Annotated in this window: 17 protein-coding genes; 8 read left to right on the top strand and 9 right to left on the bottom strand. The window is 72.7% G+C overall.

Annotation, left to right across the window (positions count from 1 at the left end):
- Positions 1-15: 15 nt before the first annotated feature.
- The 6 genes from OG207_RS36640 to OG207_RS36615 form a co-directional block, all read right to left on the bottom strand.
- Positions 16-2,103: an ATP-binding SpoIIE family protein phosphatase gene (locus OG207_RS36640; protein ID WP_329104849.1), complete on the bottom strand. Its 2,088-nt coding sequence runs from the start codon at positions 2,101-2,103 to the stop codon at positions 16-18.
- 126 nt (positions 2,104-2,229) lie between these two features.
- Positions 2,230-3,198, bottom strand: coding sequence for an ABC transporter substrate-binding protein (locus OG207_RS36635; protein ID WP_329104846.1), 969 nt, complete (start codon positions 3,196-3,198; stop codon positions 2,230-2,232).
- A gap of 1 nt (position 3,199) precedes the next feature.
- On the bottom strand, positions 3,200-5,191 hold the full coding sequence (locus OG207_RS36630) for an ABC transporter permease (RefSeq protein WP_329104844.1): 1,992 nt from the start codon (positions 5,189-5,191) through the stop codon (positions 3,200-3,202).
- An 88-nt stretch (positions 5,192-5,279) separates the two neighbouring features.
- Positions 5,280-6,398 (bottom strand): quaternary amine ABC transporter ATP-binding protein, encoded by a 1,119-nt coding sequence (locus OG207_RS36625; RefSeq protein ID WP_329104842.1) that lies wholly within the window; start codon positions 6,396-6,398, stop codon positions 5,280-5,282.
- Positions 6,395-7,921, bottom strand: coding sequence for a GMC family oxidoreductase (locus OG207_RS36620; RefSeq protein WP_329104840.1), 1,527 nt, complete (start codon positions 7,919-7,921; stop codon positions 6,395-6,397). Before OG207_RS36620 ends, OG207_RS36625 begins: the two co-directional genes overlap by 4 nt.
- 2 nt (positions 7,922-7,923) lie before the next feature.
- On the bottom strand, positions 7,924-9,429 hold the full coding sequence (locus OG207_RS36615) for an aldehyde dehydrogenase family protein (protein ID WP_329104838.1): 1,506 nt from the start codon (positions 9,427-9,429) through the stop codon (positions 7,924-7,926).
- Positions 9,430-9,810: 381 nt separating this feature from the next.
- Between OG207_RS36615 and OG207_RS36610 the strand changes: the two genes are divergently transcribed.
- The 3 genes from OG207_RS36610 to OG207_RS36600 are packed head-to-tail and all read left to right on the top strand — an operon-like array spanning position 9,811 to position 12,888.
- Positions 9,811-10,035: a hypothetical protein gene (locus OG207_RS36610; protein ID WP_329104836.1), complete on the top strand. Its 225-nt coding sequence runs from the start codon at positions 9,811-9,813 to the stop codon at positions 10,033-10,035.
- A gap of 59 nt (positions 10,036-10,094) precedes the next feature.
- Positions 10,095-11,693, top strand: a complete 1,599-nt coding sequence (locus OG207_RS36605) for a class III lanthionine synthetase LanKC N-terminal domain-containing protein (RefSeq protein ID WP_329104834.1) — start codon at positions 10,095-10,097, stop codon at positions 11,691-11,693.
- A gap of 4 nt (positions 11,694-11,697) precedes the next feature.
- Positions 11,698-12,888, top strand: coding sequence for a lanthionine synthetase C family protein (locus OG207_RS36600; protein WP_329104830.1), 1,191 nt, complete (start codon positions 11,698-11,700; stop codon positions 12,886-12,888).
- 22 nt (positions 12,889-12,910) lie between these two features.
- On the opposite strand, the gene OG207_RS36595 is transcribed toward OG207_RS36600, so the two are convergent.
- Genes OG207_RS36595 through OG207_RS36585 form a run of 3 tightly spaced genes read right to left on the bottom strand, consistent with a single transcriptional unit; the run spans position 12,911 to position 14,434 of the window.
- Positions 12,911-13,042, bottom strand: a complete 132-nt coding sequence (locus OG207_RS36595) for a hypothetical protein (RefSeq protein ID WP_329104829.1) — start codon at positions 13,040-13,042, stop codon at positions 12,911-12,913.
- Entirely contained in the window at positions 13,039-14,073 is a 1,035-nt protein-coding gene (locus OG207_RS36590) for a DUF6745 domain-containing protein (RefSeq protein ID WP_329104827.1), read from the bottom strand. The genes OG207_RS36595 and OG207_RS36590 overlap by 4 nt, the downstream gene beginning before the upstream one ends.
- 34 nt (positions 14,074-14,107) lie before the next feature.
- Positions 14,108-14,434, bottom strand: coding sequence for a hypothetical protein (locus tag OG207_RS36585; protein ID WP_329104825.1), 327 nt, complete (start codon positions 14,432-14,434; stop codon positions 14,108-14,110).
- 219 nt (positions 14,435-14,653) lie between these two features.
- Between OG207_RS36585 and OG207_RS36580 the strand changes: the two genes are divergently transcribed.
- The 5 genes from OG207_RS36580 to OG207_RS36560 are packed head-to-tail and all read left to right on the top strand — an operon-like array spanning position 14,654 to position 19,843.
- Positions 14,654-15,613 carry an STM4015 family protein gene (locus OG207_RS36580; RefSeq protein WP_329104823.1) on the top strand — a complete coding sequence of 320 codons (960 nt, stop codon included), beginning with the start codon at positions 14,654-14,656 and terminating at the stop codon, positions 15,611-15,613.
- A gap of 10 nt (positions 15,614-15,623) precedes the next feature.
- A complete protein-coding gene (locus OG207_RS36575; protein ID WP_329104821.1) occupies positions 15,624-16,748 on the top strand; it encodes an STM4014 family protein in 1,125 nt (374 codons plus the stop codon).
- 25 nt (positions 16,749-16,773) lie between these two features.
- Complete coding sequence (locus tag OG207_RS36570) at positions 16,774-17,580, top strand: STM4013/SEN3800 family hydrolase (protein WP_329108141.1); 807 nt, start codon at positions 16,774-16,776, stop codon at positions 17,578-17,580.
- The gene (locus OG207_RS36565) at positions 17,577-18,947 is read left to right on the top strand and encodes an STM4012 family radical SAM protein (RefSeq protein WP_329104819.1); all 1,371 of its coding nucleotides are present in this window, start codon (positions 17,577-17,579) and stop codon (positions 18,945-18,947) included. Before OG207_RS36570 ends, OG207_RS36565 begins: the two co-directional genes overlap by 4 nt.
- 5 nt (positions 18,948-18,952) lie before the next feature.
- Complete coding sequence (locus OG207_RS36560) at positions 18,953-19,843, top strand: STM4011 family radical SAM protein (protein ID WP_329104817.1); 891 nt, start codon at positions 18,953-18,955, stop codon at positions 19,841-19,843.
- Positions 19,844-19,849 lie beyond the last annotated feature (6 nt).

Here is a 19,849-nt window from a genome sequence, read left to right as displayed (position 1 = left end):
CGCGGAGCGACCGGCCTAGACGAGGGACCCGCCGATGGGCTGCTCCGTCCAGATGGTCTTGCCGGTGCTGGTGAACCGGCAGCCCCAGCGGTCGGTGAGCTGGGCCACGAGGAACAAGCCCCGCCCGCCCTCGTCCGTTTCCCGTGCACGACGCAGGCGTGGCTGAGTGCTGCTGGGGTCGGACACCTCACAGACGAGCACCCGGTCGCGGATCAACCGGAGCCCGACCGGTCCTCCTGCGTAGCGGATCGCGTTCGTGACGAGCTCGCTGGCGACGAGTTCGGTCACGAAGCCCATTTCGTCCAGCTGCCACTCGGACAGCTGGCCCACCACCAGCTCACGGGCGTGCGCGACGAGCGAGAGGTCGGCTTCGAGTTCCCACTCGGCGACCCGGTCGGACGAGAGCGCGTGGATGCGGGCGAGCAGCAAGGCGGCGTCGTCGGCGGCCTCTTGGGGCCGCACCCCGTCGAAAACGGCCCGGCTGAACTCGTCGAGCGGCAACCTCGGGTCGGCTCCGGCGAACGAGCCCCGCAGTCTTTCCATCCCTTGCTCGATGTCGCCGCTCCGACTCTCCACGAGTCCGTCCGTGAAGAACGCGAGCATGCTGCCGGGCCGGACGTCGAACTCCGTCACCTCGAACGGCACTCCGCCCACCCCCAGGGGCGGCCCCGGCGTCACGCCGAGGAAGACCGGCTCTCCGTCCGGCGGCAGGAGGACCGGTGGCGGATGTCCCGCGGCGGCAGCAGCACACTGACCCGTCACCGGGTCGTAGACGGCGTAGAGGCACGTCGCTCCCAGCACGGCCGGCTCCGAGCGCTTCGAGCGCTCCGAGCGGGATTCGCTGGTCATCTGCTCCTCGGAGAAGCCGAGCACCAGGTCGTCGAGGTGCGTGAGCAGTTCGCCCGGATCCAGGTCGAGGTCGGCGAGGGTCTGCACCGCGGTCCGCAGGCGCGCCATGGCCGCGGTGGCGTCGAGGCCGTGGCCGACGACGTCCCCGACGACGAACGCGACGCGCAGCGACGGGAGGGGGATCACGTCGAACCAGTCTCCGCCGACTCCCGAGCCGCCGCCCGCCGGTTGGTAGACGCCCACCGTTTCGGCGGCGGCGGAGTCCAGGGCGGAGCGCGGCAGCAGGCTCCGCTGCAAGGTCACCACCGACCGGTGTTCCTTGGTGTAGCGGCGCGCGTTATCGACGCCGAGCGCGGCCCTGGACACGACGTCCTTCAGCAGTGCGGCGTCCTCCTCCCCGAACGCGGAGGGCAACTGGCTGCGCCAGACCGTGACGCAGCCGAGGATCAGGCCTCGTGCGTAGAGCGGCATGGCCAGGGACGAGTGCGCTCCGCTGGGGACGAACAACGGCAGGGCCTTCGGATCCATGCCGAGCTCGGCCTGCAGGACGGCGACGTCCGGCACCAGCACGGGCAGCCCCTTCATGAGGGGGCGCATCAACGTGCTGTCCGTCACCGGAGGAAGCGCCTCTCCCACCGCCAGCAGGTCCTCGGCGGATATCTCCGGGCTCTGTGCGGCAGAGGTCCGGCGCAGGCGGACGTCGCCGCTGGTGTGGAAGTGCGGGGGCTCGTCGCCCACCAGCACGTTCTCGGCTATGTCCACGGTCGCCAGGTCGGCGAAGTCCGGTACGAGCAGATTCACCAGGGTCTCGGCCAGCTCGATCACGTCCAGGGAGGTGCCGATGCCCGCGGCGGCGGCTTGGGAGAGCCCGGTCCGGCGTCTTCGCGCATCGCGCTCGGCCGCTTCCTCCGCCGTTTCCGCCGGGGTGACCAGGACGAGCCATTGCGTGGCAGCGCCCGCGCCGCCCGGAGCGTGGGCCGCGAGCCGGACGACCGTACAGACCAGCGGAGCCTCGTGCCCCGTGTGACCGCCGCCCGGAACGGTCATCAGGTGCCCGATCGGCCCCGCATCCGTTCCGACGCGCGGCACCATCCCCAGCAAGGGCGCACAGGTCCGGCCCGGCGGGCATTCCAGCAGCGCCGCGGCCCCCTCCGAACGGGCGATGACCACGCCTGCGTCGTCCAGGACGACCGCTGCCGTGCCGCTGACGGAGGCCGAGGCCGGCCCCGGGCCGCGATGCTCCGGTTCACGCATGTCGCCTCCACGCACCGTGACCTTCAGTATCGTCCCCGAGCGTGGCCCCGGCGACCCGCAGCGCCACCGGTTCCCGGCACCTGCGGCCCGGAAGGCCGTGGGGCCCTTGCGGGCCGCCCGGGTCGGTCAGGACGGGAGCCAGGACCGCCGGGTGGCCTCGTTCTGCTCCGCCCAGCGGGCCGCTGCTTCCTGCGGCGACAGCTTCTCCTCGGCGATCATCAGGGCGACGTCGTTCTGCATGTCGGTCGTCCACCGGAACTTCTTCAGGAAGGCCGCGGCGTCGCCCCCCTCGGATGCGAACCGGGCGTTGAGGAACTTCTGCAGCGGCGTGTGCGGGTAGGCGCAGGCCACCTTCTGCGGGTCGACGTCGCAGCCCTCCTTGTACTCGGGCAGCTCCACCTCGGTCATCGGGACCTTCTCGAACAGCCACTGGGGCTTGTACCAGTAGCTGAGGAACGGCTTCTTCTCCTTGGCGAACTGCCTGATCTGGGTGATCTGCGCCGCCTCCGAGCCCGCGAACACGACCTGGTAGTCGAGGTCCAGGTTCTTCACGAGGGCCTTGTCGTTCGTCACGTAGGACGGGGAGCCGTCCAGCAGCTGTCCCTTGCCGCCGCTCTCCGCGGTGCGGAGCTGGTCGGCGTACTTGTTGAGGTTCTTCCAGTCGGTGACGTCCGGGTGTTCCTCGGCGAAGTACGTCGGTACGAACCAGCCGATGTGGCCGGTCACTCCGAGGTCGCCGCCCCGCTCGATGGTTCCCTTGTCGTCGATGTACCGCTTCTCCTGCTCGGGGTGGCCCCAGTCCTCCAGGATGGCGTCCACCCGGCCCTGGCTGAGCGCGTCCCAGGCGGGTACCTCGTCGATCTGGACGGTGTCCACCCGGTAGCCGAGCTCGTGCTCCAGCAGGTACTGGGCGACGGCTACGTTCGCCTGCGCGCCCACCCACGACTGCACGGACAGCGTGACCGTGCGGGAGCCCTTCGCGTCGGCGTACGGGGAGGCCTGGCGGGTCATGTCGGCGGCGCCGCAGGCCGTGAGGGCCGTCAGGGTGAGGGCGGCGGCCGCGGCGAGTGCGGCGGAGCGTGTGGTGCGAGCCATGTCAGGCCCCCTTTCGTGCGGGGTCGCGGCGCCCGGTCGGCTGGGTGACGCGGTCGAGCATCAGGCCGAGGCAGACGATCGCCGCTCCGGCGACCAGGCCGGTCGCCAGGTCGCCCTGGGCGAGGCCGAAGACCGCGTCGTAGCCGAGCGCGCCGCCGCCCACGAGGCCGCCGATGACGACGACGGCGAGGACCAGCACCACGCCCTGGTTGACAGCCAGGAGCAGCGCGGGCCGGGCCAGCGGCAGCTGGACCTGGAACAGTTGCTGCCGTCCGGTCGCGCCCATCGAGCGCGCGGACTCCAGTGCGCCCGGGTCCACCGCGCGCACGCCCTGGGCCGTGATGCGCACCACCGCGGGCAGCGCGTAGACGACGGCGGCCGCGGCGGCCGGGGCGCGACCCACGCCGAAGAGGGCGACGACGGGGATCAAGTAGACGAACTGCGGCATCGTCTGGAAGACGTCGAGCACCGGACGCAGCGCGCGCCCCAGGCGGCTGCTGCGGGCCGCGGCGACGCCGAGGGCGAAGCCGATCAGCAGGGTCACGGCGACGGCGGCCAGGACCTGGGAGAGGGTGTCGAGCGCCGGGTCCCAGACGCCGAGGACACCGATCGCGGCCATCGCCAGGACGGCGGTCGCGGCGGTGCGCCAGGTTCCGATGAGCAGGGCGAGTACGCCGACGGTCAGCAGGACCGTCCACCAGGGCAGCCACTGCAGTCCGTCGCGCAGGGGGCCCAGGACCCAGGTGGTGAAGTGCCCCGCCCAGTCCGCGGTGCCGCCGACGAGGGGCACGCCGGAGTAGAGGTGGGCGGTCATCCAGTCGACCGCTCCGTTGACGGGCCCGGTGATGTCCACCGTCCACGCGTCGGGCCAGGAGAGCCGGTCGAGCAGGCGGGCTGCGACGGCGACGGCGAGGGTCACCGCCGCGGCGACGGCCCAGCGGAGCCCGGACCGGTCGGCCGGGGCCCGGCCGATCCGCTCCCCCGCGGCGGCGGTGACCCGGTCCAGGGTGATGGCGAGCAGCACGATCGGCACACCTGCGGCGAGGGCGGCGCCGACGTCGACGGAGGCCAGCGCCTGGTAGACGCGGTCGCCGAGACCGCCCGCGCCGATGACGGACGCGATCACGGCCATCCCCAGCGCCATCATGATCGACTGGTTGACGCCGAGGAGCAGTTCCTTGCGGGCCAGCGGCAGCCGGGCCGTCAGCAGTTGCTGCCTGCCGGTGGCGCCGAGGGAGGTGGCGGCCTCCACGACCCCGGCGTCCGCGTCGCGCAGCCCGAGCGCGGTGAGGCGGGCCATGGGCGGGGCCGCGTAGACGACGGTCGCGAGGACGGCCGCGGGCACGCCGATGCCGAAGACGAGGACGACGGGCAGGAGGTACGCGAAGGCCGGCAGCACCTGCATGGTGTCCAGCACGGGCCGCAGGATCCGGTGCATGCGGTCCGACAGGCCAGCGGCCAGCCCGAGGAGGCCTCCGAACAGCACGGACGCGGCGACGGCGACCACCATCAGGGCGAGCGTCTGCATGGTGGGCACCCACATGCCGAGCAGTCCGCACACGGAGAATGCGGCGAGGGAGGTCAGCGCGAGTCGCACGCCCGCCACCCGCCAGGCGAGCAGACCGGCGGCGGCGGTGACGCCGGCCCAGCCGAGAGCGAACAGCACCAGGTACACGGCGCGGACCGACAGGACCACGACGTTGCTGATGTGCCCGAGGAAGTAGAGGAAGAACGGGTGGCTGTCGCGGTTGTCGATGATCCAGTCGCTGATGCGCTCGAGCGGCCCCGACAGGTCGACGGTGAGCGCCGCGGGCCAGTTCCCGGCGCCCAGGAGCACGCAGCCGAGGACGAGCGCGAGCGCCGCGCAGACGCCGATGAGCCGACCGCGGTGGTGCGCGAGCGTGCGCAGCACACCGGGCCCGTCGTCGGTGGGGGACGTGGTGGTGGTCGGGGTCGTGGGGCCCGGCGGAGCGGGGGGTGCGGTGGTGGTCATCGGTTCCACCGTCCGGTGTGGGCCGGCATCGTGCTGGTGCCGGCGCCGGTGGTGCCGCACGGCGGCGGCCAGGTCGTGTGGCCGTACATCAGGCCACCGCCTTTCCCGTCTCGGCCGGTATCCCGGCGACGACACCGAGGAGTCCCGCGCGGTCGACCACGCCGAGGCACCTGCCGCCCTCGACGACCCGCGCGTACTCGCCGGTCCGGGCGACGGCCTCGATGGCCTCGTGGACGGTGGCGGTCGGGGCGAGTGCCGGGCCGGCTTCGGACTCGTCGGTGAGTGCGGGGCGCATCGCCGAGCGAACGGTCAGCACCTGCTCGCGCGGCACGTCCCGGACGAAGTCCCTGACGTAGTCGTCGGCGGGGGCGCCGACGATCTCCTCGGGGGTGCCGAGCTGCACGATCCGGCCGTCGCGCATCAGCGCGATGCGGTCGCCGAGCTTCAGCGCCTCGCTCAGGTCGTGCGTGATGAAGACCATCGTGCGTCCCTCTTCCCGGTGCAGGCGTACGACCTCCTCCTGCATGTCCCGGCGGATGAGCGGGTCCAGCGCGCTGAACGGCTCGTCGAACAGCAGGACTTCCGGGTCCACGGCGAGCGCGCGGGCAAGGCCCACGCGCTGCTGCTGGCCGCCGGACAGTTGGCCCGGCCTGCGGTGCTCCATGCCGTCCAGGCCGACCTTGGTGACGAACTCGGCAGCCCGGTCGCGCCGTTCGCCGCGTCCCACGCCCTGGATCTCCAGCCCGTAGGCGATGTTGTCGAGCACCGTCCGGTGCGGGAGCAGCCCGAAGTGCTGGAAGACCATGGCCGCCCGGTGCCGGCGCAGCTCGCGGAGCCGGCCGCTGTCCATGGACAGCACGTCCTCGCCGTCGATGGAGATCGTGCCCGAGGTCGGTTCGATGAGCCGGGTGAGGCAGCGTACGAGCGTGGACTTGCCCGAGCCCGAGAGGCCCATGACGACGAAGACCTCGCCCTTGCGGACGTCGAAGGAGACGTCGCGGACGGCGGCGGTGCAGCCGGTGCGCTCGCGCAGCTCGGCGGCGCCGAGGGCGGCGAGCTCCTGGTCGGCGGGCACGCGGTCGGCCTGCGGACCGAAGACCTTCCACAGGTCGCGTACGGAGAAGACGGACTCCGCGGGTGCCTGAGGCCGGGTCTCGGTGTCCGGCGTCGCGGTGTGCGGCGTCTGGGTGTGCGGCAAGGTGTTCATCGGGTCGTTCCTCCCAGCAGGTCGGCGCACTTCTCGCCGACCATGAGCACGCCGATCATGGGGTTCACGGCGGTCATGGTGGGGAAGACGGACGCGTCGGCTATCCGGATGCCGTCGAGGCCCCGGATCTTCAGATCGGGCGCGACGACGGCGAGTTCGTCGTCGGCGGCCCCCATCCGGCAGGTGCCGGCGGGGTGGTAGACGGTGTGCGCGACCTGGCGGGCGTACGCGCTGAGTTCCTCGTCGGAGGTCACCTCGGGGCCCGGGCACACCTCGCGCTTGAGCCAGCCGGCGAGCGGTTCGCTCGCCGCGATCCGTCGGGCGATGCGGATCCCGTCGACGAGGGTCCGGCCGTCGTAGTCGTCCTCGTCGGTGAAGTACCGGAAGTCGAGCGCGGGCTTGACCCGGGGGTCGGCGCTCGTCAGGTAGAGCCGGCCGCGGCTGCGCGGCTTGGGAATGTTCGGGGTCAACGACACGCCGTGGGCGGGCCGTTCGTAGCCCAGTCGCTCCGGGTTGTCGGTGAAGGGGATCTGGTAGAAGTGGAACATCAGGTCCGGACCCTCCGCCTCGGGGTCCCGGCGGACGAACAGTCCGGCGTCGGAGTCCATCGCGGAGTTCTCCGGGATCGGCCCGTGCGTCTCCCACACGATGACCGACTCGGGGTGGTCGAGCAGGTTCTCCCCGACGCCCGGCAGGTCGTGCACGACGGGGATCCCGAGCTCCTCCAGGTCGGCGCGCGGCCCGATGCCGGAGTGCAGCAGCAGGCGCGGGGTGTCCACGGCCCCGGCGCACACCAGGACCTCGCGCCGGGCGCGTACGACGTGCTCCGCGCCCTCCTTGGTACGGATGTGCACGCCGGTGGCACGGGTGTCCTCCAGCTCCAGCCGGAACGCCCAGGTCTCCAGGGCTATGTGGAGGTTCGGCCGGTCCAGGAACGGGTGCAGGTACGCGACGGAGGCGGAGGAGCGCTTGTTGGTCTCCGGGTGGTAGGCGAGGTCGAAGAAGCCGGCGCCCTCGTGGAAGGGGGCCTTGTTGAAGCCCTCGACGTGCGGCACTCCGAGGGCGGTCTGCGCCGCGTCGACGAAGTCCCGGGCGATGGCGTTCCGGTCGGCCTCGCCGACGGGGACGACGTTGTTGCGCAGCCGGGTGAAGTAGGGGTCCATCGCCTTCGCGTCCCAGCCGTCGGCGCCGGCCTCGGCCCACTCGTCCCAGTCGGAGGGAAGGGGTTTGAAGGCGATGAGGGTGTTGTGCGAGGAACAGCCGCCCAGGACCCGGGCGCGGCTGTGGCGGATGTGCGAGTTGCCCCGGGGCTGCTGGGTGGTGGGGTAGTCGTAGTCGAGCTCACCGCCGAGCAGGCACATCCAGCGGCGCAGGGTGAGGACGTCGTCGCGGCCGACGTCGCTGGGGCCGCCCTCGATGACGGCGACGCTGACGTCGGGGTCCTCGGTCAGCCGGGACGCGATGACGGATCCGGCGGTGCCGCCGCCGACGACGACGTAGTCGTACACGTGGTGCTCGTTCATGTTCAGCCCTTCGCCGTCGTACCCGCGAACCAGCGCACGGGGCGCGGGGCGAGGTTCTGGTAGATGTGCTTGGCCTCGCGGTATTCGGCGAGGCCGCCGGGGCCCAGTTCGCGGCCGATGCCGGACTTTCCGAAGCCGCCCCATTCCGCCTGCGGCAGGTAGGGGTGGAAGTCGTTGATCCAGACGGTGCCGTGCCGCAGCAGGCCGGCGACCAGCCGGGCCCGGTGTTCGTCGGAGGTCCACACCGCGCCGGCGAGGCCGTACTCGGTGTCGTTGGCGAGGGCGACGGCCTCTTCCTCCGTGCGGAAGGTCTCCACGGTGAGGACCGGGCCGAAGACCTCTTCGCGGACGACGCGCATGCCGCGGTGGCACCGGTCGAGGACCGTGGGCCGGAAGAAGTAACCGGGGCCGGCCGGCCTCCCGCCGCCCGCGCGCAGGGCCGCGCCCTCGGCGAGGGCGGAGGCCACGTACGCCTCGGTCCGCGCCAGCTGGGCCGCGGAGACGAGCGGGCCGCACTCGACGCCCGCGTCGGTGCCGCGACCCAGCCTGATCAGTTCGGCCCGGCGGGAGAGCTCGGCGACGAACCGGTCGCGCAGCGGCTCCTCGATGATGAGGCGGGAGCCGGCGGAGCAGACCTGGCCGCTGTGGATGAAGGCGGCGTTGAGCGCCTGGTCGACGGCGGTGTCGAAGCCTTCGGGCGTCGAGCAGGCGTCGGCGAAGACGACGTTGGGGTTCTTGCCGCCCAGTTCGAGTGCGACCTTCTTGACGCTGTCGGCCGCCGCCCGGGCGACTTTGGTACCGCTGACGAGACCGCCCGTGAACGAGACGAGGTCGACGAGGGGGTGCTCGGCGAGCCGGGCGCCGACCGTGTCACCGGGGCCGGTGACGATGTTGGCCGCGCCGAGCGGAAGTCCGGCTTCCAGGAGCAGTTCGACCAGCACGACGGTGGTCAACGGGGTGATCTCACTGGGCTTGATCACGAAGGTGTTGCCGGCGGCGAGCGCGGGCGCGATCTTCCAGCTGGCCTGGAGCAGCGGGTAGTTCCACGGCGTGATCAGGGCGCAGACGCCGACCGGCTCGTGCACGACGACGCTGCGGATCTCGTCCGAACCGGCGTCGACGGCCCGGCCGCCGCCGTTCTCGTTCTCCACGAGGTCGGCGAAGTAGCGGAAGGCGTCGCGGACGCAGTCGACGTCGACGCGGCCTTCCGCCAGCGTCTTGCCCGCGTCCCGGCTCTCCAGGGCGCCGATCCGTTCGCGGTCGCGCTCCAGCAGTACGGCGACCCGGCGCAGCAGGGCGGCCCGCTCCGCGACGGGCGTGCGCGGCCAGGCACCGAAGTCGAACGCGGCTCGCGCCGCGGCCACGGCGTCGTCGGTGTCCGGGACACCGCCCTCCGCCACGACCTCGAAGGGGGTCGCGTCGACGGGGTCGATGATCTCGCGCGTGGCCCCGGACAGGGCTGCGCGCCACTCTCCGCCCACGTGGATGGTCTGCTGTGCTGCCGTCACGGTACGTATTGCCTTTCGTTCCTTTGAGTCCCCCTGTCGGTCAGACCGACTTGATCCGGCCGCCTGCCCCGACTCCCGGAACCCATGCGCAATGCGTTGCGGAGAGTGTTCTGCTTCACGCGCGAAAATGACACAAATGGGGACATGCGTCGCAACTCGTCGGTGCGAGGTCGACGCACCGCAGCGGCTCGAGACGGTGGACGACGCGGACTCACCCGTTCGGAGTACGCCATCCCCAGGGCAACGGGGCGGGCGTTTGCGCAGGTCGGCTTCGCCGGGAGCCGGGTGCGGCAGGGGTGGGGGCGGACACGCCCGCAGGCAGCAGGCCGGGGATGCCGTTTACCTGGCAGCACGTTTCCGTGCGAACAGGAGGAAGTGCTCATGGCCAAGCAAGGCAGGAAGAAGGCCGCCTCGCCCGGAGCGGCACGTGCGAGGGCGAACCTGGAACGGGCCGTCGCCGACGTCGACCGCGTGCTGGGGCTGCAGGAGATCCGGACCGGCCGGAGCGGCGGCGCCGCGATCGCCGGCTTCCACAGCACCCAATCGATCGGTTGCAGCACTTTGAGCGTGGGCTGCAGCCCCGGCGGCGGAACGGTGCAGATGTGATTCCGCAGGGGCCGCTCATCCACAGGGGCCGGCCACGCCGCCCCGGCGGATGAGCACCCGTGGAACAGCGGGCGGCCGTGGCCGCCCACCACCTCTTCGGCCTCGTCGACGACCGGCACTACGAGCCGCTGTCCCGCCGGGCCATCACCCCGCAGTACCGCGACGCCCTGCAGCGGCTGCTGCCGGACGCCTGGGCCCTGGAACGCAGTGACGTGTGGCTGCACGCCCGGATGGTGGCGGGCACGACGGGCATGAGGGGCGTGAGGGGCGTGGCGGACTCCTCCCGGCGGACGGCCCCGCCGCCCGCCCAAGGCTTCAAGATCCACGTCTCCTCCGCCCCCGCACACGCCTTGCGGCTGTTCGATCTCGTCGTCCCCGTGTGCGTGGACAACGGCGTCGAGTTCAAGACCGCTGCCGATCCTGTGCTGCTGGGCGTGATCAACTCGAAGACCCAGGAACGCGGTTTCTCGGGCAAGTTCATGACGATCTATCCGCCCGACGAGGACGTCTTCGTCGAGCTGATCGAGACCCTGTACCGGCGGACGGTCGACGAGCCGGTCGACGGCCCGTACGTCCTGTCGGACCGCCGCTACCGGGACAGCAGGGTCCTCTTCTACCGGTACGGGGGCTTCCGGCCACCGCGGCGGCTCAACATCGACGGCACGCACAGCACGTTCCTGGTCTCCCCCGACGGCACCTACGTGGCCGACGAGCGGCTGCCGTACTTCCGGCTGCCCCCTTGGGTCCGCGACCCCTTCGCGGAGGAACCGGCGGAGGAACCGGCGGAGGATTCCGCTGCGCGCCCGGCCGGGGAACCGGCCGCCACCCTCCGAGACGGCCGCTACCGCATCGAGGGCGCCCTGACGTTCTCCAACGCCGGCGGCGTCTACCACGGCACGGACCGCGTCACCCGCACGCCCGTCGTCGTCAAGGAGGCCCGGCGCCTCACCAACTGCTGGACGTCCGGCAACCGCACGGTCGACTCGGTCGACATGCTGCGCCACGAGTACGAGGTACTGCGCCGGCTGGAGGGCCTGGAGTTCGTTCCGCGTCCGGTCGACCTCTTCCAGGAGTGGGAGCACACCTTTCTGGTCGAGGAGCGCGTGGACGGCATCGCCTTCCACGACTTCTGGGCACGGGACGACGTCATCCTCGCGCCGTACATCCGCCGCGAAGGGCGGGTGGCACGGTTCGTACCCCGCTTCCGGGAGGTCGTCGGCCGCCTGATCCACATGGTCGATGAGGTGCATGCGCGCGGGGTGGTCCTCGGCGACCTGTCACCGAACAACGTCCTGATCGACCCCGAGACGCTCCGGATGTGGTTCATCGACTTCGAGAGCGCGGTCCACGAGGACGACGAGGCGGCGCTCCTGGCCTACGGCACCCGCTGGGGCACCCCCGGATTCCTCCACCCGGACCGCGCCTCCCGGGACAGACTCCTTCCGTGCGACGACTGGTACGCCGCGGCCATGCTCCTCTACAGCAGCGTCGTGCCCGCCACCGCGTTCTTCGCCCTCAACCCCCTCGCGCAGGACCTCATCCTCGACGAGCTCGTCGCCCTGGGCGTCCCCGACCGGGTTAGGTCCGTCGTGTCGTGCCTGGCCGCCGGCCGGGTGGACGAGGCGAAATCCGTGCTCGCCGACTGGGAGGACGGATGACGCCGTGCGCCCCTTGACGAACGACGCCCTCGCGGCCGAAGGGGGCGCCCCGGCCCACCCGGACGCGGAGGTCCGGCGCACCCTCGCCGGCATCGCCCACACCCTGCTCCGCACCCACGACGCACGGCGCACCGACCGCCTCTGGCCCGCCGACTACCTTGTGTTCACGACGAACCCGCTGAGCGTGGCCTACGGAGCCTGCGGGCCGGCCCTGTTGCTCCGTTCCCGGGCGGGCGCCCGGGAGCCCGCCGCCGCACTGCCCGCCGAGGTGACCTCCTGGATGCTGGGGCAGCGCCTCGGCACGGACACCTATCCGCCCGGGCTGTACGTCGGGCTGGCCGGCATCGCCTGGGCCTTCCACGATCTCGGCTGGGAGGACAGGGGCGAGGCGGTAATGGCGATGCTCCAGGCGTCGCCGCTGCTGTACGACGAACCGGGCATGTTCTTCGGGGTCGCCGGGTGGGGGCTGGCCTCCCTGCGCTTCCACGCGAGGACCGGTAAGCAGGTCCACCTCGACCGCGCCGTGCAGGCGGGGGAACACCTGCTCAGGACCGCCCGTCAGGAGGGCGACTCCTGCTACTGGCGGTCCTCCCACGACGACAGCATCCACTACGGGTACGGTCACGGGGCGAGCGGCATCGCCCTCTTCCTCCTCCACCTGCACCTGATGACCGGCGACGCCCGCTTCCGGTCGTACGCCGTCAGGGCCCTGGAGTTCGATCTGGCCCACGTGAGCGAGAGCGGTCTCGGCCTCCAATGGCAGCGGGTACAGGACGACCCCGTCCTGTACCCGTACTGGATCCACGGGGGCGCCGGCGTCGGCAGCGTACTGATCCGGTTCCACCACCTGCTCGGCATCCAGCGGTACGGCGAGCTCGCCCGCCGGGTGGCGGAGGACACCTTCGTCAAGTACTCCTACGCCCCCGGCCTCTTCGAGGGCCTGGCCGGCATCGGCGAGTTCATGCTGGACATGTACTCCTTCACCGGCGAGCGGGAGTACCGGGACAGGGCTCGTGACATCGCCGGAACCATCCTGTGGTTCCGGGTCGAGAACGCGGACGGCATCGCGTTCCCCGGCCGCTGGCTCAACCGGATCGCCCACGACTACGCGACCGGCTCGGCGGGCATCGGCCTGTTCCTCTCCCGGCTCCTGTGCCCGGGCGAACGCCCCTTCGTCGACCTCGGGCGGCCTTGAGCCCGGGGCCACCTGCCTCCCGCTACTTCTCCACGATCGGATCCAGCACCACGGAACCGGGCAGCGCCCCGGCCATGTCGTGGGCGTAGACCCCGGGTGGCCGGCCGGGGCCTGCGATTCCAGCTGCCGCACGGCGGTGGCCCGCTGGGGTCACGTCTCCCGGAGCGGTGCGTACGCCTCGGCTCCGAGGCCGAACGTCCAGGCCACGCCCTGGCGGGCCGTCCGGGTCGTCGGCGGTACCCGCAGCCAGTAGGTGCGGCTGGTGCCGTCGGGCTCCGGCGTCGAGTTGACGACCTCCACCATCACGACGGCCTCGTCGTCCGGCATGGGTATGCGCCACAGGATCCCCGTCTCGTCCCGGTGCACGGGGGCGGCCCCCGACTCCCGCAGATAGCGGTCGTACCCGTAGAACTCCAGCATCACCCGGCGCAGTTCGGCGTTCTCCTCCTCCCGGATCCGCTCCGGCGTCAGGGTGTCCAGTCCCGCCAGGAATGCGGCGGGAACGGGCATGCCCCGCCACGCGTGCAGTGCGAACCCGTCGGGGAACGACAGCGCCGGACCGTCCCCGCGGTCCAGCCTGCCGGCCTCGTCGCGGTGCAGCTCCACCGGGCGCTCGCACAGCACGGCCAGCCGTTCGTAGGGCCACCACCAGCCGGCCGATCGGGCCAGCACGCCCAGTCCGTGCAGGGGCGTGCCCTCCTGCGTGTCGAAGGCGCACAGCCAGGCCGCGTCGTGCTGCCCGAGCACCGCGTCCAGGAGCAGCAGGCGCAGCGAGCGCTCCTCGGCCGCGGGGGCGGCCGCCCCGACCGTCAACTCCTCGACGAGACCGGTGCGGATCCGTTCCGCCAGGCGTTCCGTGTTCTCCCACAGGCGGCCGCCCGTCGCGCTCCAGTGCCGCCCCCAGCCCTGCGGGCCGAGCTGCCGCTGCACCCGGTCCCGTTCGGCAGCCCACGGCGCACTGCGCACCGTCTCCCGTACGCCGCGCCCGCGCCCGGCCGGCCCGCACGGCCCGTCGTCCCCGCCGAGCAGGCGCACCGCCTCCCGGGGCGAGTCCGCCCAGACGATCCGCTCCGGCTCCGCCAGGCCCGCGGCCCGGTACGCGAGGCGCACCCCGGCCTCCGCGGCCGCCCGATCGGCCGGTCCGGTGGCTGCCGCGGCCGCCCTCCACACGTCGATGTCCGTCATCACGATCCCCGTTCCCCCACTGTCCGACACGCTGTCAGTCCGCCACGATCCGCACGGATCCGGGTATGTACTCCCGCTGCCGCACGACCCGGTACCAGCCCTTGGGCAGGGGGATCGCGGCGTGCTCCTCGTGCACCACCCGCCCGCCGTCCGGGAGGTGGAGCAGCAGCGGGCCGAAGGCTCCCGCCTCGCGGACGAGCCGCCCGGGCCCGAGGACGGCGTGGGCGTGCCCGGTGACCTCGCCCAGCGCGAGGACCATCCGGCCCCGCCCGTCCCGTGGTTCCTGGTCCGCGTCGACCGCGTGCGGCGGCACCGCCGACTCGTCGAGCGGCACGATCAGCACGTCCCCCTGCCGGTACATGGGTGTCCCCTTCCCCCGCGCCGCCCGGTGCGCCGCGTTCTTCTCCGAAGGTAGGGGTCAGGTCTGACAACGGCCTCGCTCCCACCCTGCCCCTGCCCCTGCCCCTGCCCCTGCACCCGCACCCGCACCCGCACCGGGCCCTGCCTCGGCCGCTGTCAGTGCCCCTTGGTACAACTTGCAGCACATCGGACGCGACAGGCGAGGAACGGCGGGAACCCCATGAGTCACCCGAGACACCTGACGGAATCGTGCGGGCTGCCCGTCTTCGATTTCCCGAGCCGGGAGGACGCTGACACGACTCCCCTGCCCGCGGCGGACTCCGTCGCCTGGCGGGTCTCCAGCGACAGCTACGACAGCGAGGAGAGCTGGACCGAGGTGTTCGCCCGGTTCCGCGCCGCGGTCGACACGACGAAGGTCCGTGCGATCGTCGTCGGTGCCTGGGAGGAGGCCTACGACAGCGGGCCCGAGGAGATCATCGGCGCCCTCCTCGACGCACGCCCGGACCTGCCCGCCCTGCGCGGCCTGTTTCTCGGGGACATGCACTCCGAGGAGTGCGAAATTTCGTGGATCAACCAGAGCGACGTCGGCCCGCTCCTCGACGGCTTCCCGGAGCTGGAGGAGTTCGGCGTGCGCGGTGGCTCCGGGCTGGTCTTCCCCGCCGTCACGCACCACAAGCTGCGCTCCCTGACCGTCGAGACCGGCGGCATGCCCGCCGAGGCGGTCCGCGGCGTCGCCGCCAGCGACCTGCCCGCCCTGGTCCACCTGGACCTGTGGCTCGGCACGAGCGAATACGGCGGTGACGCGGAGATCACCGACGTGGCGCCGATCCTCGACGGCGACCGCCTGCCGCACCTGCGTCACCTGGGCCTGCGCAACAGCGACATCCAGGACGAGATCGCCACCGCCGTCGCGTCCGCGCCCGTGGTCGCCCGTCTGGAGACCCTCGACCTGTCCATGGGCGTCCTCACCGAGCAGGGCGGCGCCGCCCTGCTCTCCGGCCAGCCCCTGACGCACCTGAAGAAGCTGGACCTGCACCACAACTACCTCGGTGGGCCGCTGCGCGAGCGCCTCCTGGAGGTCCTGGGCGGCGCCGGCGTCGCCCTCGACCTCAACCGCGGCCACGCCGAAGAGGACGAGGACGACGGCCGGGTCTGGCGCTTCGTCGCCGTCGGCGAGTAGCGCGCGGGCCATGACGGACCACGCACCACCGCCGCGCTGGGCGGTCGTCGGCAACCCGGAGAACCGGCGCGTCGCCCTGTTCTCCGGGGCGGTGCGCGATGCCGGGCTGCCCGCGCCGCGCGTCGTGCCCTGGACGGACGTCCTGCGCGGCGGCGGCGCCGCGTTCGCCGCCGACGAGATCGTACGGATCGAGTCGCCCGGGGAGAACGCCGAGGTCGACCGGCTCCTGCGGGGTGCCGGAGACCCCACCCGGGTGGAGGGCGGAGCCCGCTGGTACGCCGCCTTCACGGCGGCCGTCCGGACGCTGACCGGCGGCCGGCGCCTCGACGACCCCGACGAGCTGGCCGTCCTCTTCGACAAGCGGCTCTGCCACGAGGTCCTCGCCCGCGCCGGGGTCCCGGTTCCGCAGTCGCCGACCTCCGGCGGCACGGCTGCGGTACGCGGCTGGGACGACGTACGGGCCCTCATGTCCGCGCACGGCATGCCGCGGGTGTTCCTGAAGCCGGCCCACGGATCCTCGGCCTCCGGTGTCGTCGCGGTCGAGACGGCCGGCGGGGGCCGGATCAGGGCGACCACCTCCGTGGAGGGCGCGGAGGGCGGCCGGCTCCACAACTCCCTGCGGGTACGGCGCCTCACGCACGAACCGGAGGTCGCCGCGCTGGTCGACGCCCTCGCCCCGGACGGGCTCCACCTCGAACGGTGGTGGCCCAAGGCCTCCCTCGGGGACGGGTCGGCCGACCTGCGCGTGGTCGTCGTCGCCGGTCGCGCCACCCATGCCGTGGTCCGCACCAGCCGGACCCCCATGACCAACCTCCACCTCGGCGGCCGGCGCGGCGACCTCGCCGCCGCGGTCCGGGCCGCGGGCCCCGCATGGGCCGAGGCCCTGCGGACCTGCGAGCGGGCCGCGTCCTGCTTCCCGGGCACCCTGTGCGTCGGTGTCGACCTGCTGCCCGCCGTCGGCTGGCGCCGGTTCGCCGTCGCCGAGGTCAACGCCTTCGGCGACCTCCTACCGGGCCTGACCGGACTGCCCGGCAGCGGCGCCGAGGGCCGGGACACCTACGGCGCGCAAGTGGCCGCCGCCATCAGAAGACACGTACAGCACCACCCCGCGAGGAACCACCGTGCACCCGCCTGAGACCCCAGCGCTCCCGCTCCCCGACATGAACGAGGTCGTCGGCCGCGACGACCTGCTCCTGCTCACCCTGGACACCCTGCGCCACGACGTCGCCGTCGAGCTGGCCGCCGCCGGACGCATTCCGAACCTGGCCCGGCACCTGCCCGGGGGCGTCTGGGAGGAGCGGCACGCCCCCGGCAGCTTCACCTACGCCTCCCACCAGGCGATGTTCGCCGGCTTCCTGCCCACCCCCGCCCGGCCCGGCCCGCACCCCCGGCTGTTCGCCGCCCGCTTCGCCGGCAGCGAGAGCACCGCCGGCCGCACCTACGTGTTCGACACGCCCGACCTGGTGTCGGGCCTGGCCGCGACCGGGTACCGCACGGTGTGCATCGGCGGCGTCGGCTTCTTCAACAAGCAGGGCGCACTGGGTGACGTGCTCCCCGGCATGTTCCAGGAGAGCCACTGGGAACCGGCCTTCGGCGTCGCTTCGCCGACCTCCTTCGAGGCGCAGGTCGAGCGGGCCGAACAGGTCGTGGCCGCGCTCCCCGCCGACCAGAGGCTGTTCCTCTTCGTCAACGCCTCCGCGCTGCACCAGCCCAACTGGTTCCACCTCGCCGGCGCCACCGCCGAAGCGGGCGACACGCGCGCCACCCACGCCGCCGCCCTCGAGTACGTCGACCGGCACATCGGCCGGCTCCTCACCGCCATGAGCTCCCGCCGCCGCTGCTTCGCGATCGTCTGCTCCGACCACGGCACCACCTACGGCGACGACGGCTACACCGGCCACCGCCTCGCCCACGAGGCCGTCTGGACCGTGCCGTACGCCCACTTCTTCCTGGAGCCGTCCGCATGACCGCCCCCGCACCCGCGCCCGCCCCGCTCGCGCCCACCGCGCCGCCGTCGGGCCGCCCGTACCACGCCTACGTGTACGCCTACCCCCACAAGACCGCCTACCGGCCGCTGCCCGAGCGGCCCGCCCTGCGCGACCTGTGGCACGGCGAACGCAAGGACGCCCTCTCCCTCTACCTCCACATACCCTTCTGCGAGGTCCGCTGCGGCTTCTGCAACCTCTTCACCCGCATCGGCGCCCCCGACGGGCTCACCGGCCGCTACCTCGACGCCCTGGAGCGCCAGGCCACCGCCGTCCGCGACGCCCTCGGCGACGACGGCCCGGTCTCCTTCGCCAACGCCGCCTTCGGCGGTGGGACGCCCACCTTCCTCACGGCCCCCGAACTGGAACGGCTCTGCGACATCGCCGAACGGCGCATGGGCGCCGACCTGCGCGCCGTCCCGCTCTCCGTGGAGACCTCCCCCGCCACCGCCACCGCCGACCGGCTCGCCGTCCTCGCCGAGCGCGGCGCCACCCGCGTCAGCATCGGCGTCCAGAGCTTCCTCCCCGAGGAGGCCCGGGCGGCCGTGCGCCCCCAGCGCCGCGCAGACGTCGAGGCGGCGCTCGGCCGCATCCGCGACGCCCGCGTCCCCGTCCTCAACATCGACCTGATCTACGGGATCGACGGCCAGACCCCCGCCACCTGGCGCACCTCCCTGGACGCCGCCCTGGCCTGGCGCCCCGAGGAGCTGTACCTGTACCCCCTGTACGTCCGCCCGCTCACCGGGCTCGCCCGGCGCACCGCCGTGACCGACCGGGCCTGGGACGAGCAGCGCCTCGGCCTGTACCGGCAGGGTCGCGACCACCTCCTCGCGCACGGCTACGAACAGGTGTCGATGCGCATGTTCCGGCTGGCCGGTACGGCGCCCCGGGGCCCGGACGACCACGCCTGCCAGACCGACGGCATGATCGGCCTGGGCTGTGGCGCCCGGTCCTACACCTCCGCGCTGCACTACTCGTTCGACTACGCGGTCGACATGGGCGAGATCCGCGGGATCATCGACGACTACACCGCCACCGACGACTTCACCCGCGCCGTACACGGCCGGCCCACCAACGGCGACGAGGCGCGCCGCCGCCACCTCCTCCAGTCGCTGCTCCAGGCGCAGGGCATGCCGGTCGCCGACTACCGGGAGCGGTTCGGCGCCGACCCGCACGAGGACTTCCCGGCCGAACTGGCCGCGTTCGCCGCCCGCGGCTGGCTCGACCAAGACGGCACCGGCCCGCTCCTGCGCCTCACCCCGGAGGGCCTCGCCCACTCCGACGCGCTCGGCCCCGAGCTGTTCTCACCGGCCGTACGGGCCGCGATGGCCGCCTACGAGGCCAAGTAGCCGCCGTGGACCTCACCCTGCTCTACCGCGGCCCGCTGGCCTCCTGCGACTACGACTGCCCCTACTGCCCGTTCGCCAAGCGGCGCGACACCACGGCCCAGCTGCGGGCCGACCGGGCCGCCCTCGAACGGTTCACCGGCTGGGCGCGCTCCCGTGCCAGGGAGGACCGGCTCTCCCTCCTGTTCACCCCGTGGGGCGAGGGACTCGTCCGTTCCTGGTACCGCCGTGCCCTCGTCGACCTCTCGCACCAGCCGCACGTCGACCGCGTCGCCATCCAGACCAACCTCAGCTGCCGCACGGACTGGCTCGCGGAGGCCGACCCCGCCACGCTCGCCCTGTGGTGCACCTACCACCCCGGGCAGACCCCGTACGACCGCTTCCTGGCCAAGCTGCGCGACCTCGCCGACCGGGGCATCCGCCACAGCGTCGGCATCGTGGGCCTCCCCGAGAACCTGGAGCACGCCCGCAGACTGCGCGCCGCACTGCCCGCCCACGTCTACCTGTGGGTGAACGCGGCCGACGGCCACACCTACACCGACGCCGAGGCCGACACGTGGACCGCCCTCGACCCGCTGTTCCCGTACAGCCGGCACCCGCACCGCTCGGCCGGACTGCCGTGCCGCACCGGCGAGTCGGTGATCTCGGTGGACGGCGACGGCACGGTCCGCCGCTGCCACTTCGTCCGCGCCGAACTCGGCAACCTCTACGACGGCACCTACCGGACCGCGCTCGGCCCGCGTCCGTGCCCGCTGACCACCTGCGACTGCCACATCGGCTACGTCCACCTGGAAACGCTGCCGCTCTACGACGTCTTCGCGGGCGGCGTCCTGGAACGCGTCCCGGCGGCCGGTACGCCACTGATACCCCTGCTCAGGAAGCCGCCGGCAGCAGGCTGACCGCCC

The organism is Streptomyces sp. NBC_01439 (assembly GCF_036227605.1).
In the GTDB taxonomy this organism is placed as follows: domain Bacteria; phylum Actinomycetota; class Actinomycetes; order Streptomycetales; family Streptomycetaceae; genus Streptomyces.
Note: the sequence above shows the minus strand (reverse complement) of the source record. Positions and strands in the feature narration are given on the sequence as shown.

Bases quoted from the DNA above. Each gene is read 5' to 3' on its own strand.
- OG207_RS36640 (WP_329104849.1), bottom strand. From the start codon at position 2,103: ATGCGTGAACCGGAGCATCGCGGCCCGGGGCCGGCCTCGGCCTCCGTC.
- OG207_RS36635 (WP_329104846.1), bottom strand. From the start codon at position 3,198: ATGGCTCGCACCACACGCTCCGCCGCACTCGCCGCGGCCGCCGCCCTC.
- OG207_RS36630 (WP_329104844.1), bottom strand. From the start codon at position 5,191: ATGACCACCACCGCACCCCCCGCTCCGCCGGGCCCCACGACCCCGACC.
- OG207_RS36625 (WP_329104842.1), bottom strand. From the start codon at position 6,398: ATGAACACCTTGCCGCACACCCAGACGCCGCACACCGCGACGCCGGAC.
- OG207_RS36620 (WP_329104840.1), bottom strand. From the start codon at position 7,921: ATGAACGAGCACCACGTGTACGACTACGTCGTCGTCGGCGGCGGCACC.
- OG207_RS36610 (WP_329104836.1), top strand. From the start codon at position 9,811: ATGGCCAAGCAAGGCAGGAAGAAGGCCGCCTCGCCCGGAGCGGCACGT.
- OG207_RS36590 (WP_329104827.1), bottom strand. From the start codon at position 14,073: ATGACGGACATCGACGTGTGGAGGGCGGCCGCGGCAGCCACCGGACCG.
- OG207_RS36585 (WP_329104825.1), bottom strand. From the start codon at position 14,434: ATGTACCGGCAGGGGGACGTGCTGATCGTGCCGCTCGACGAGTCGGCG.
- OG207_RS36580 (WP_329104823.1), top strand. From the start codon at position 14,654: ATGAGTCACCCGAGACACCTGACGGAATCGTGCGGGCTGCCCGTCTTC.
- OG207_RS36575 (WP_329104821.1), top strand. From the start codon at position 15,624: ATGACGGACCACGCACCACCGCCGCGCTGGGCGGTCGTCGGCAACCCG.
- OG207_RS36570 (WP_329108141.1), top strand. From the start codon at position 16,774: ATGAACGAGGTCGTCGGCCGCGACGACCTGCTCCTGCTCACCCTGGAC.
- OG207_RS36565 (WP_329104819.1), top strand. From the start codon at position 17,577: ATGACCGCCCCCGCACCCGCGCCCGCCCCGCTCGCGCCCACCGCGCCG.